Source organism: Butyrivibrio sp. VCB2006 (assembly GCF_000420945.1).
GTDB lineage: Bacteria > Bacillota > Clostridia > Lachnospirales > Lachnospiraceae > Butyrivibrio.
Window position 1 is genome coordinate 155,218 of the sequence record NZ_ATVX01000002.1, and the last position, 13,778, is coordinate 168,995.

Genomic DNA, 13,778 nt, shown 5'->3' on the forward strand with positions numbered 1-13,778 from the left:
CATAACATAAACCATTCAACCACTCACATATTAAGCACCGGAGATCACTTATGATAGCATTGGAAAAAGCTAAGAAACCACTTAAAGGAGATGTTTTTGTACCCGGGGATAAATCCATATCCCACAGGAGCATTATGTTTGGAGCTCTGGCAGAAGGTACTACAGAAATAACAGGATTTCTTGAGAGTGCAGATTGTCTTTCAACAATTGATTGCTTCAAAAAGCTCGGAATTATAATCGATCACACCATGAGGCCTACCAATGGAGTACCTACTATTACCGTTCATGGCAGAGGACTTCATGGTCTTAAAAAGTGTGACTCGACTCTGTATACAGGAAATAGCGGAACTACCACAAGGCTTATGTCAGGAATTCTCGTTGCCCAGCCTTTTGACTCAAACATTACCGGGGACAGCTCTATAGAAAAAAGACCTATGAGCCGCGTTATTAAGCCTCTTACCCAGATGGGTGCTGATATCTCATCTGTTATGGGCAACAACTGTGCCCCTCTTCACATCAAAGGAGGCAAGAAACTCCGGGGAATCAATTACAGAAATCCCATTGCTTCAGCCCAGGTTAAGTCTGCTATTCTCTTAGCAGGTCTTTATGCCGATGGTGAAACCGTTGTTTTTGAACCTGCCCTTTCAAGGAACCACTCAGAAATTATGCTCTCTTCCTTCGGAGCAGATGTTCACAATGAGCTTGCACGAGATGGTAGCGCCGCTGCTATCCTCCACCCGGGAATGCCACTTCACGGCATCAAGATAAATGTTCCCGGCGATATTTCATCTGCTGCCTATTTTATCGCTGCAGCCTTGATGGTTCCGGGGTCTGAGCTTCTAATCAGAAATGTTGGCATAAATCCTACCAGAAGCGGAATTTTGACAATCCTCAAGCAGATGGGTGCTGATATTACTCTTCTTAATGTAAGCGAATCCGGAGAGCCCAGAGCTGACATTCTTGTTAAGTACAGTGAGCTCCACGGAGGCAAGAACAATATGTTTGAAATTGGTGGAAAAGATATTCCTACAATGATAGATGAACTTCCTATGGTAGCAGTTCTGGCTGCTACTGCTGAGTGTGACACAATAATCAAAGACGCCGCAGAGCTCAAGGTAAAAGAGTCTGACCGAATTGCCACAGTTGTAGAGAACCTGAAAGCAATGGGCGCCGATCTTGAGGCCACCGAGGATGGCATGATAATCCATGGCGGCAAACCCCTACACGGCGCTGACATCAACACTCATAACGACCACCGCCTTGCCATGTGCTTCGCTATAGGTGCTCTGGCAGCAGAAGGTACCACCAGAATATTGGATGATGCCTGTGTGGGAATTTCGTATCCGAGCTTCTTTGCTGACCTACAGCGACTTCTTTAAAATCACAAAAGCGGAAATGCCAATCAGCATTTCCGCTTTAATCATTCTTTCTAATTGTGCGTGAACCACTCATTTTCTTTGTAGCTAAAATACTCATACATTAATTCATCAACAAATTCTGCATCTTGTGGTTCAACACATATTTCTTCATTTTCCAGCACACCAATAATGATATATCCTTCATCTTTAAGAATACTAAGGACGGATTGTTCTTCGTTTTGTAATTCTTCCATCCTCTTTGCCACCTTTTGCTGCTGATCTTTATTTTTTACAAGCATTGATATAAGAAAGGCATCTTTATCATGTTGTTTCATAGAGCATACAATAACCTCCTTTCTGTAATAAGATGTTTTTCTTGTTCTATTCTTATTACAGAAAGATCTGCATTCAGGTTTTACTCTTTTTCAAAAATCCACTTCCGTTTCCAATACTACCTTGCCTTCTGCAAGTGAAGAATCAAACCCTTCATTTTGAAGTTGTTTTTCAACCAGAGCTGCCATATCAGTTGTTGAGTAAACCTTCATTCCTATCTGGTCAAAAAAGTCTTTATACATATTGCCTGTTTCATAAAGGACATTGTCTTTTACGATACTCACATCAAAATATGGCACCTCATTGGCTTTTCCATATTCGCCCATTTTAGCATATGTATACAAATATTCCGGTTCTGATTCATCATCAGTCTTTTCAAAATAATAGGAAAAAATCAGCAAGTCCGACATATCTATTCCATAATCGCTATAAACATATTTTGTAGAACCATACCACAACTCGCCTCTTTCGGCATATTCAGCCACATTTCCGTAGAGGAAGTGCCAACTACCTTCTGCATCAACGTAGCTTTTTTCATATGAACTGTCATATGCTCCGCCAGAGGAAGTTGTTTCAATATATCCATATTCGTTTACTGCCAGGCTTTTTCTGGACCATGAATCACCGCAGTAACACAGCTTAAGTCCATCTTTCGTAGCCTTGAAAATCATTTTATTCTCATAGGTATCCATTGGAGCCTTGAATTTAATAGCTACCATAAGTTCGCTTTGTCCATCATTACCACAGTCAATTAAGGCGTTTCTTGTTTCACTAATTTCAATGTCATCATTTGATTCAAAGAAAACACTTATCCCGCTTTTAAGTCCCTGAGCTATTTCATCCAGAGTATATGACTTACCATCTTCCAGTGTTTCCTTATAGCTGGAATAATAGCCCTGATCTGCATCAAAAGAAATTTCGGCTACTTCCTGATTGTTAAGAAACGCTTCGTAAACTTCTGAAGGATCAAACTCATCTTCTTCATCTGAAATCATAGTCTCAACACTGGATCCTCCATCAGAATCAATATTATCTTCTGCAGAAATCTGTGAAGCTGATTCATCAACAGGTGCACTATTCTGCGTTTTAGCACCACAACCTCCAAGAATCTGTAATGACATCAAAACTCCAGCCATTAAAATAAATCTATTTTTCATATTTTCTTTTCACCCCTTCTTGTATGCGCCACCCAAGGACAATCAGTCAGAAATAACCTGACTCATTTTGGTTATTACACCCTTGGAAAAAGACACACGGAACATATTACTCAAACTGGAACCTATATATTCTTCTATTCCATTCATGCTTACTTCTTCTGCAGTAACGTGAAAACTCTCATATGGGTTTTCATCATAGTCCATATAGGTTATAGAAGCATCTTTTTTAATTTCGCATGTGGCTCTGTCCAGAACAAGTTCAAGAGCCGAATAATCATTTGTATCGTCATCAACGTTTCTGTCATCATCCCAGTCATAATTCCTGATATGTGGTTCCCATTTTCCAAGTTTATCCAATCTGGATTTATTGGCCTCATAGTATTCTTTTTTCACCCATACAGAAACATTGGACATAGTAATGATCATGTTTTCATCATTAAGCTTTGAAACGCTGTCGATTTTTCCACTTACATCATAGAATCCCTTATATAAATACAGGCTTCCCTTATACTCTTTCACTTGCTTATCTAGTTCTTCCTCTTCGCTGATCTTTTTTGTTTCTTCCTTCTTCTTTTCCTCTTGTTTCTTCTCTTCCTCTTGCTTTTTCTTTTCTTCCTGTTTCTTTTCTTCTTGTTTCTTCTTTTCTTCTTTCTTTTCTGCTTCTTTTTCCTTCTTGTTAGTATCTGTATCCTTCTTTTCCTCTGAAGTTGTACTATGAGAACTTGGAGTAGAAGTCTCAGGTTTTGCCACCTTTGGTTTTACAACATTTACAATTAAAAGAAGTATCGCAGCTGCGCATACTATCCTTATTACCATTGTCCTAAACGCTTTGTCTTTTAAAAACCTGTCAAAAAAGTGGCTTGTTGCACCAATAGAAGAACCTGCAATCTTCCCCGCCATATCGCCCGCTGTTTCCGCAGCTTTCTTGGCCATTTCTTTAGTCGCATCTTTAGCCGCGTCAGATATTGCTCCTTCGGAAGCAGAATTAACAGTATTCCCTGCTTTAGAAGTCCCCGTAAGGATTTTAGAGCCACCACCCAGCACTGATTCAGCGAAAGCAGCCTTTGAAGTCTTCTTGAAGAATAGAGATAACAAGAGTGGCACAATAATAACGCTGTGAATTCTGACGCCATTCTTTTTCTCAAAGTCCTCAACTGCTGCAGAAACCTTTTTTCTGGAATAGTTGAGTCTACTCTTTATGGTGTCCTCAGGCACTTCCTGATACTCAGCAATCTGCTTTACACTCATTTCCTTGTAGTAATAAAGAACTACTGCTTCCTTCTGAGCCTGGGGAAGAGTATCAATTATTCCATCCATTATGCTCATAAGTTCCTTGCGATCATACGCAGATTCCGGAACCATCTCAATATCTTTGTTTTCAAGAGTATCAACAAACTCTGTTTCTTCATCGGATATGTCAGAAAAGCTTGTTGGCTTCTTTTTTACCAGATAGTTCTTACAGGTATTGACTATGATAACATCAAGCCAAGGGCCAAATTCTTTGGATGTATCAAAAGAATCAATATGCTCCATTGCTTTCATGAAAGAGTCCTGATACATATCCTCAGCATCTTCCTGCGTCTTAACATATTGTCTGGCTATATTAATTCCTTTTGCTTTGAAGAACTCATATATTTTTCCAAAGCTTTCCACATCACCATTTTTGGCTTCCAGAATGCACTTCTTTATATCTTCCATGAATTACCTCATCCAAGCTGAGTTCCACACTTCGTACAAAATTTCATATTTCCGTTAAGCTGCGCGCCGCAGTGAGTGCAAAATTTAGGCTTGATCTTTTCTTCCAAAACGCCATGATTGTACTCATATTCCTCATCATCTTTATAAAGCATTTCAAAGACCTCATCAGCATGTTCATACAGTTTTACAAATGCTTCAGCTTCCTCAAGCCTCTTTTTCTCAGTATTCCTAACAAGTCTTAGATATAATGCAGGAAGCGCTATCATTGCAAAAAAGCCATATACCAATATGCATAGACCAACAATAACATCAGCAGGGAAAACAGGTACAAGAAGCCATCCCCAGTGAGCGATGTTTGCTATGGTTGCAAAAGCAGCTCCGCCACTAACCTTAGAATAAAAATGATTATTATTATAAATAAGCGCTGCAATAAATAAGCCAAAATACAAAAGACCTAGTATAGTTCCTAGCACAGCAACTCTGGCAAAATGGCTATAGAGAATGGAAACCACAAATATAATACCAATCTCCTGCAATGAAGATATTCTTGCATCTTTTATAAGAGAATCAATAAGCGAAATCCTACTTTTCGCAGTATGATACTCCATTGCAGCAAATTGCGCGTTTTCAAATGAATAAATTGTTTTAGACATATTATTTCTCCCTTCAGAAATTCAACTGTAATTTATTGTTTCTAAATAAATTACAGTTGAAAAGAAAAAAGGTTTTATATTATTTACATTTATCAACAAAATATATTTTTAATCAATGATACCCGACAATGAATCATCTACTCCATATTCCGTATAGTCCTGGTATTTTTTCACCAAATCCACAAACATATCTTTTCCATCTTTATAACCACGGAATTTAACTATTCCATATCCTACTGTATCAGCTGTATCAAGATTTACTGACTCTTTTAATGAACATGCCTTGTCATAATAAAGTGTTCCGTCTGCATTTTTTATTACATATTGAAACATAACCGGTATATACTCTTTTTCGCTTTCAAAATAATACTGATCTTCAGGATCAGCAGTACAAGATACTGTTCCACTATAGACAAGGACAACATAATTGTCTTTTTGTAACATGTGCAAAGGATCAGTATAGTCCTTTTTTGTTACCCCAAATGCTCCTTCATATTTTACTTCACCACAAGAAATATGATACGCACTCATTTCAGTTCTATGCTGATCGATTATCTGTTCAGCTTCTTTTTTCATTTTTGTTAATATTTCATCATTTAAATCAGCAGGATCTGTTATATATTCCATCAGGGTATCAACAGTGTATTGTTTAGTAGTTTCAACTATTTTATATCCTTTTTTTAAAGCCCGATCAGCATCTGTAGTGCACTTAATCGTAACAACATCACCATTTGCAAGATGATTCATTTTGTCAAATTCGTATGACAGACTTCCAAATGAACCATCAACATAACTGGTATCGAATGAAAGTGTTCCACATGGTGATATACCTTTAAATTCTACAGTCACATAATCAAAAGGATTAATTTCAGTGACTGGTATTAGACCTGAAACTTTATAATCCCATTCGGTATCCTTAAGCTTAACCTTGCAAGCCTTAGCAGCATTAGTATCATATAAAACTTTGACTTTTACTTTTTGTCCTTCAGACAAATTCTCTGTTGCTTCTGGAACAACTTTAATCGAATTGACAAATGAACGTATGGTGCTTTCTGAAACCGAACTGTTTTTCTCACTAATAGCAAATTTTAGTGTTTCCTTGTCAACAGATGCCTTTAATTTTCCTATTCCATCGTAACCATCAAGTTCGTATAACGTTGAAGCTTTAATATCTAAAGCAGCTCCACCACCCCCAATTTTTTTACCCAAGGACACAACAACAAGCAATATTGCTATAGAAACTACAGCAATTCCTATTGCTTTTCCAAATCCACCTTTCTTAACATTATTAACAGACATATTACCTGAATTTGATATTTTTGATGTTGTAGCTGTCTGAGAAGATGCTTGTGCTTTTTGTGCAGATGCAGTTACATCAACTTTTGTTCCACATTTTGTGCAAAAAGCTACCCCATCCTTAAGTTCTGCTCCACAATGTTTGCAAAATGCCATGATTCTATCTCCTTTAATATATCTATAAATAATTATTCAACTTTAGTTCCGCATGTAGAGCAGAACATAGCATCATCGTCCAGCTCCGATCCACATTCTTTGCAGAATTTTTTATTTATCTGCGGCATTTCCTGAGATTCTTCTTCCGTGCCAACTGCATCATTCTGCTGACTTGCAGCCTCATCTGCTGTATCCAATTCCTGCTTTGCTCCGCAATATCCACAGAATAAGTCATCTCCTGCAGGATTTCCGCATTTAGGGCAGATTCTTCCTGTCGCCTGCATCTGAACAGGAGCAGCCTCCTGCTGCGGCTGCACATTCTGAGTTGTAAGCTGGACTGCAGCAATCTCTGCCTTCTTTTGCTCTACCTCAGCTTTTAACTGCTCAATCTTGGCATAATTCTCTGTGATATAAGCAACAAACCCTGACAAATCAGATTCTGCATCATCCTTGTGAATCTCATAGTAATTTGTTCCAAGCTGTTTAAATAAATCATTTATCTCTTTTTCAGTATTTGAAATTTGCTGATTAAGTGAAAATACATCAACGTTTCCCTTTGTCTTCTCAGCAACACCTGAAGTAAACTTTGATACACTATCTAAAAATCCCATTTTTTTCTCCCTTCATAGCATCCGTTATCGGAATTGCGCATATATTCTAGCACGTTACTGCCCCTTCTTGTCAATATTATAAAGCATTAAAAAGCTAGTAAATATGCGGTTTTTCAAATTTTATTTCATTTTCATTTTATTTTTACAAACTTTATTTCATATACATGTTTCCCTTCCTTCTTTTTTGTTTTTCTACTCTTATTACTAATGAGGTTTAGGTTAGGTTTTAAAAATTTGAAAAAAATTTTTTAATCAAAATAAAAAGCGGAAATGCCGATAAAATCAGCATTTCCGCTTTCATTACAATATTATTCTTACTCGTTACCAAATAAATCTCTTGTATAAACCTTATCAACAACGTCCTGAAGTTCTGGTGTGAGACGGTTTGCAATGATGAAGTCGCACTCCTCTTTGAACTTGTTAAGATCACGTTCAACTCTTGAGTTGAAGAAGTCGTCAGCTTTGAGGGCTGGTTCGTAAACCACGCACTCGATACCACGAGATTTGATTCTCTTCATGATACCCTGAATAGCTGACTGACGGAAGTTGTCAGAGCCGGCTTTCATGGTAAGTCTGTATACGCCAACCTTTTTGGGATGAAGTGCCCAGATTCTGTCTGCTATAAAGTCTTTTCTTGTTCTGTTAGCTTCTACGATGGCTGTAATGAGGTTGTTAGGAACATCCTCATAGTTAGCAAGAAGCTGCTTGGTATCCTTAGGAAGGCAATAACCGCCATATCCAAAGGATGGATTGTTGTAAAAGGTTCCTATTCTTGGATCAAGACATACGCCCTTGATAATATTCTTGGTGTTAAGTCCACGTACCTCAGCGTATGTATCAAGCTCGTTAAAGTATGAAACACGAAGAGCCAGGAATGTATTGGCAAAAAGCTTAACGCATTCAGCCTCTGTTGTGTTCATAAACAGAGTCTCAACTTCTTCCTTGATAGCTCCCTGCTTAAGAAGTCCGGCAAATAAATGAGCCTTCTCTTCTGCTTCCGGAGACTCAGTATTATATCCAACGATAATTCTTGAAGGATAAAGGTTATCGTAAAGAGCATGCCCTTCTCTCAAAAACTCAGGTGAAAATAGAATGTGATCTGTATGGTATTCTGCACTTATCTCTTCTGTATATCCTACAGGTATTGTGGATTTGATTACTATATAAGCATCAGGTTTTTCTTTTCTGACCTGGTCAATTACACTAAGAACTGATGATGTATCAAAATAGTTAAGCTTCTCATCGTAGTTAGTAGGTGTCGATACAATAACGAAGTCTGCGTCAGCATAAGCTTCTGAAGCATTGGTTGTAGCGTGAAGTCTGAGATTATCCTTTTTAAGGTACTCTTCAATCTCCTTATCAATGATAGGAGACTTCCTATTATTAATCATATCCACTTTCTCAGGGACTATATCCACTGCTGTGACATCGTTATATTGAGATAACAGAATTGAATTGGAAAGACCAACGTATCCTGTTCCTACGACTGCTATTTTCATATCATTACTCCCTCATTTCTAAATCATTAAACCAACTCTAACTACTATAATTCCTGACTTGTACCAAGTCAAACTTTGTAAACACTTACAATTATAAATTTTCATCTTAAAAAATAGCCCACGTTTCCGCGGGCTATTTTTACACTATAATTCATACTTATTTCTGATGAGAAAGCTCATCTGATACTGTCTCGTAGACCTGAATTCTCATCTGATCTGTATCAGGCATACCAATAAAGATTCCTCCATAGTGGAATATATCTCCCTCTTTGGAAGCTCTGACTATCTGAATAAATACATGAATCTTATCCTTATTCCAAAGAGTAAGGTTAGCCTCATAGTTGCTGCCAATGGTAAGAGCCTTATCAGTTGAAAAGCCAATTCCATCCCTCGAGCAGTCATGGATTTCGATATCGGCCACTTCACCGTTATCCGGTCCGCCCAGTTCCTTCAAAAGAAGTTCTCCGGAAAGTTCCAGTCTTTTATGTTTTCTCTTATCTTCCATAATTACCCCCGCTGATATGATAGATAATCAACTTTATTTCGTTATCTATATTCATAATAACGCAATATATGCACATCAGCAAGTACTATGAAGATTATACAGCTTCAAATTTAAGATTATCTGCCATGAGGTCGCTCAGGAACTGCTTGCACTTCTGAGCTGCAGGTGTTGTGCAGGTTCCGCAGTCAGAACCACACAGGCGCTCTGGAGGTGTCAATCTGTAGTGTCTCTCCATTGCCTGAAGGCATTCATGGTATGGAATCAGTGGATCAATACCGATAATTGCCATCTCAGCATACATTGGAGCTGTCACTGCTGCCCTAAGAGTCCTTGTGATACAAGGAAATTCAAGACCTCCTGGGATAGGATCACACACAAGTCCCATATTAGCCTGAAGTGCCATGGATGCAGCTCTTTCTACAGCAACTCCCACGTCAACCAAAGGCTCATCAGGTGTCACCATATATGCGATAGCTCCGGCTGCCATGGCATTACATACTCCTGATTCTCCAATACAGCCTCTGTCACCGGAAGCATTAGTATGAGTGTAGGCCAATGCTCCCAGGGCCGCAGCGATCACAAGCGCTTCAAGTTCCCGCTCCCTGCTATAGCCTCTGTCCTCTCTTACAGCGTCAAGTGCTGAATACAGATAGCCACCGCCTGTTCCCATGGGTCCAGGTACTATCTTAAAGCCAGGAATCTTAGCATTAGTTGCATAAGCATGAGTTAAAATGTGTCTTGTAAGAGAGTCAGATATTACCTTACCTCCATCAAGATATTTCTTCCACAGCTTACCATAGATAGGAAGTGTAGGTGTATCCTCCGCATCGTAGTCAAGCTCCTCAAGGCTGTGAATCTGCCTATCAAATATATCCCTTATCTTAGTAAAGAACGCCCAGATTTCTTCTTCGCTCCATCCGGAGGCATCCTTTTCATACTCAATCGCCGCCTGAAGAAATGATATTCCCCTGTCACTGGCAACCTGCCTCCACTCCTCGACAGTTGAAAAGAGCTGCTTCTTTTTGGCCTTAGTAGTTACAACAGGGAGAACTGCAGGAAGGTTAACCACTAATCCAGCGCTGCCCTCCAGAATATCTTCCTCAGAGATATCAGTGTCCGTCTCTATAAAAAGAGCTGCCTTACCATCTGCATTTGAGACAATGCGATGTTCGACTATATGATCTCCATATTTTCCAGCAAGTTTAGATATCAGCTCATCAAATCTCAACTTGCTATTTCCTGAAACATTACCATCACCAGAATCAACATCTATGACCAGTGTTCCATAGGTATCAGCCTGCCAGTTAAGCTCATATCCATAGGCTTCGTATATCCTGATCATGCCTCCGCCTACAGATGCACCGATAAGCTCGCCCTGGCTGCTTTCTCCATAGACATTTATCTTAACTGCCCTAAAGTAACCAAAATTCCCATCATCAAGTCTGAATTCATAGGATAGTTTTTTCTCCTGGGCAAGTCTGTGAGCATCAAAAAGTCTCTTATCATCTGTGGCAAAGCCCTGTACACCACCAAGATACCCTCTGTCTGTCATAAAATTCCCCAGTGACTTAAATCGGCCTATATCCTCATGCTGAAGTGAGAATACAACCTTTTGGGGCTCTTCATTTATAAGGTGTCTTGCCACATTTCCTATTCTCGCGGGACCTGCAAAGCCGCCTGATGATCCCGGCTGCATTATAGGTCCAAATACATCATTAAAAAAATCCGGATAAAATATTTTAGCCATGTGCCTCTCCCCTAGTTGTATTATGCCAGTGCCTGTCTCAAATCCTCTTTCAGATCCTCCACATCTTCAATTCCTACAGATAATCTGAATATTCCATCAGTTACTCCGGTTCTCTTTCTCTGTTCTTCCGGAATCGGACGCTGAAGAGAAGCATTTGGAAGGTTTATAAGCGACTGAACGCCTCCAAGACTTCCAGCCTGATATATGAGTTTGAATTTTGCAAAATATGAAGGAGCTTTAGAAGCATCTTTTATCTCAAAAGAGATCATGCTGCCAAAGCCTGCCTGCTGCCTCTTTGCAAGTTTATGGTCAGGGTGCTCCTCATCCCCGGGATAGATAACTCTTTTCACATTTGGAAGGCTCTTAAGATAATCAGCAAGGGCCTTAGCGTTTTGCTGCTGTCTCTCAAGCCTTACTGATAGCGTCTCCATGCCCCTTAATGTCAACCAGCAGTCATCCGGAGATAATGGATTACCGGTAGCAAACACATAAAAATATAATTTCTCTCTAAGTTCTTTGGTTGCTGTTACAATCACTCCAGCCAGCACATCGTGATGACCTGCCAGGAACTTGGTAGCACTGTGAATCACAATGTCTGCTCCAAGCTCTATAGGCTTTTGTAAAAGAGGTGACAGGAATGTATTATCTACTATCAAAAGCGCATTCTTGTCATGAGCTATTTGAGAAATAGCTTTGATGTCACTTATCCGTAGCATCGGATTGGAAGGTGTCTCTATGATAAAGCCCTTTACATCATCTGTAGCTGCAGCTCGTACTGCCTCTATATCCCAGGTATCTACAAATGAAAACAGATAGCCGTACTTACTGTACACCTGATCAAATAGTCTGTAGCTTCCGCCATAGAGATCGCTGGACACAATTATCCTATCTCCTGGTTCAAAGAGTCTGAGTACCGCATCAAGTGCCGCAAGACCGCTTGTTACTGCAAGGGCATCTGCTCCGTGTTCGAGTACTGCCACCTGCTTTTCAAGAGCTCTCCTTGTAGGTGTATTGCATCTGGCATAGGAAAAATCCTCCGGATCATGTTCCAAAGAACTATGTACGTAAGTTGCACTTCTATAAACAGGAACGCTTATGCTACCAGTCTCATCAAAAATTCCACTTCCTCTTGCTATCAAAGTATTCTCTCTACAGTTACAGTCAACATTTAGCTCCGACATATTATTGTTACCTCTTTTCTATTCCAATATAAGAAATGATTTTCCCCTCTTTATCGAAAACAAGCGAATTATTATCAGCATGCATATGATTGGCAAAGAAGTTAAATGGCGCTATCTTTTTCCCCTCCACCATGATGGTCGTACCAAACACAGGCTCAAGAGATCTGATCTTACCATCTTCGTAAAAAGAGACTCCTACATTTGTTGTTATCTGTCCGTATCTGGTATCCACCAAAAGCTTCTCGTGATCATATATTGTAAAACTCAATAATTCACCACTCTCATAGAAATGAATGCATTGTGGTTTAACCAGAAAGGATGCGTCTCCAATCTGTAGTCGCATCCTCTCGGTAATAGAAGCTTCGTCCTTGGAACTCCAATATGCACTTATTGCCCCATATCTTGGGAATACTCTCCGGATAGCTCCGCTCTCATAAAAGGTTATCAGCTCGCAAGGGATGACTCCGCATGGTGTCTCAATGTCAGTCTGCTCATTCAGGTAAATACTCTTTAGTCTTCCGCTCTTGTAGTAGCTGACTCTCTCCCTTTCCTTACGTCTGAAATCCATGGGCGGAACAGCCGTAGTTTCGTAATTTTCAAAAAGTTTGGTGTAGTCCTTCATCCGAACACTTCCTTAATTATCTAAATCTGCTCATCCTTCTGTAAGAGTAGCATTCAGATCAAATGGGTTGAATCCATAGAACTCTGTTGCAATCTTCTCAAGAGTTCCATCTTCCTTAAGCTGGCCAAGTACCTCTGAAATATCCTGCGTAAGCTGTGTCTCACCTTTAGCAATGATTGGGAAAGTACTGATAGAGATAACTGGTGAGTATGAGAGCTTGTCATAATACTCATGAAGTGCTCCATCTTCAGGCTCGATAACTGTAGTCCATCTAGATACAGGTGTAAGATGGCATCCATATCTTCCTTCAGCAACACCTACAATCGCATTTGAAAATGCATTCTCATCACTTGTATATGAGAGTTCAAGCTGATTGTCAGGGTGCTCTTCGTTATACTTCTGATACTGATATGTGTTACCATCACCTGCCAGGTATGGAGCCGGCTTAAGGCCTGCTGTAGCTGCTGCCTCAAGTGATGTGATATCAGCATTTTCCTTGCTTACAATAAGTCCGGCCGGTGATGCTCCGATAGGATTTTCAGGAATCTCATAGTTCTCAGCTCTCTTGGTTGTATAGTAAGCATTTGTAAGAGCTATATCATACTTACCTGTAGAAAGACCTGTGTAGATAGCCTCCTGCTCTCCGTCATAGTACTCAAATTCATACTGTGGGAGTGCTTCGTCTACAAGCTTAATAACTTCTATCTCATAGCCTGTCTTTTTACCATTTTCATCGTAGTAAGAAAATGGAACAGCGCTAGATGAAGATGCTATTCTTATCTTGCGTACCTCGCTGCCACCTGTAGTTTCTTCTGTCTTAGCCTCTTCCTGCGAAGCCTGGACATTTTCTGTAGCAGAAGCGCTTGCTGCCTGTCCGCATCCTGCAAGTACCACTGTCATTGCTGCTGTCAAAACTAATCCTAATACTCTTTTTTTCATCTTTTCTTCCTCCTCTTGATATG

Annotated in this window: 13 protein-coding genes; 1 reads left to right on the top strand and 12 read right to left on the bottom strand. The window is 39.7% G+C overall.

Annotated elements, in window-relative coordinates; all coding sequences use genetic code 11:
• Positions 1–50: 50 nt before the first annotated feature.
• Positions 51–1,379, top strand: coding sequence for a 3-phosphoshikimate 1-carboxyvinyltransferase (gene aroA, locus G613_RS0102110; protein ID WP_029674405.1), 1,329 nt, complete (start codon positions 51–53; stop codon positions 1,377–1,379).
• A 50-nt stretch (positions 1,380–1,429) separates the two neighbouring features.
• On the opposite strand, the gene G613_RS0102115 is transcribed toward aroA, so the two are convergent.
• The 12 genes from G613_RS0102115 to G613_RS18335 form a co-directional block, all read right to left on the bottom strand.
• Entirely contained in the window at positions 1,430–1,693 is a 264-nt protein-coding gene (locus G613_RS0102115; RefSeq protein ID WP_022775800.1) for a hypothetical protein, read from the bottom strand.
• Between the two features lie 90 nt (positions 1,694–1,783).
• Entirely contained in the window at positions 1,784–2,812 is a 1,029-nt protein-coding gene (locus G613_RS0102120; protein ID WP_155828014.1) for a hypothetical protein, read from the bottom strand.
• Positions 2,813–2,890: 78 nt separating this feature from the next.
• Positions 2,891–4,546, bottom strand: coding sequence for an RNA polymerase sigma factor (locus G613_RS18330; protein WP_029231081.1), 1,656 nt, complete (start codon positions 4,544–4,546; stop codon positions 2,891–2,893).
• An 8-nt stretch (positions 4,547–4,554) separates the two neighbouring features.
• A complete protein-coding gene (locus G613_RS0102130; protein WP_029231082.1) occupies positions 4,555–5,199 on the bottom strand; it encodes a zinc ribbon domain-containing protein in 645 nt (214 codons plus the stop codon).
• Positions 5,200–5,307: 108 nt separating this feature from the next.
• Positions 5,308–6,651 (bottom strand): zinc ribbon domain-containing protein, encoded by a 1,344-nt coding sequence (locus G613_RS0102135; protein WP_029231083.1) that lies wholly within the window; start codon positions 6,649–6,651, stop codon positions 5,308–5,310.
• A gap of 32 nt (positions 6,652–6,683) precedes the next feature.
• Positions 6,684–7,262, bottom strand: coding sequence for a zinc-ribbon domain-containing protein (locus tag G613_RS0102140; protein ID WP_029231084.1), 579 nt, complete (start codon positions 7,260–7,262; stop codon positions 6,684–6,686).
• 314 nt (positions 7,263–7,576) lie between these two features.
• The gene (locus G613_RS0102145) at positions 7,577–8,761 is read right to left on the bottom strand and encodes a nucleotide sugar dehydrogenase (protein ID WP_029231085.1); all 1,185 of its coding nucleotides are present in this window, start codon (positions 8,759–8,761) and stop codon (positions 7,577–7,579) included.
• Between the two features lie 157 nt (positions 8,762–8,918).
• On the bottom strand, positions 8,919–9,266 hold the full coding sequence (locus tag G613_RS0102150; RefSeq protein ID WP_029231086.1) for a PilZ domain-containing protein: 348 nt from the start codon (positions 9,264–9,266) through the stop codon (positions 8,919–8,921).
• A gap of 94 nt (positions 9,267–9,360) precedes the next feature.
• On the bottom strand, positions 9,361–11,013 hold the full coding sequence (locus tag G613_RS0102155) for an L-serine ammonia-lyase, iron-sulfur-dependent, subunit alpha (protein WP_029231087.1): 1,653 nt from the start codon (positions 11,011–11,013) through the stop codon (positions 9,361–9,363).
• Between the two features lie 20 nt (positions 11,014–11,033).
• Complete coding sequence (locus G613_RS0102160; RefSeq protein ID WP_029231088.1) at positions 11,034–12,194, bottom strand: trans-sulfuration enzyme family protein; 1,161 nt, start codon at positions 12,192–12,194, stop codon at positions 11,034–11,036.
• Positions 12,195–12,201: 7 nt separating this feature from the next.
• The gene (locus G613_RS0102165; RefSeq protein ID WP_029231089.1) at positions 12,202–12,816 is read right to left on the bottom strand and encodes a hypothetical protein; all 615 of its coding nucleotides are present in this window, start codon (positions 12,814–12,816) and stop codon (positions 12,202–12,204) included.
• Positions 12,817–12,846: 30 nt separating this feature from the next.
• Positions 12,847–13,755, bottom strand: a complete 909-nt coding sequence (locus tag G613_RS18335) for a transporter substrate-binding domain-containing protein (protein ID WP_029231090.1) — start codon at positions 13,753–13,755, stop codon at positions 12,847–12,849.
• Positions 13,756–13,778: the final 23 nt, after the last annotated feature.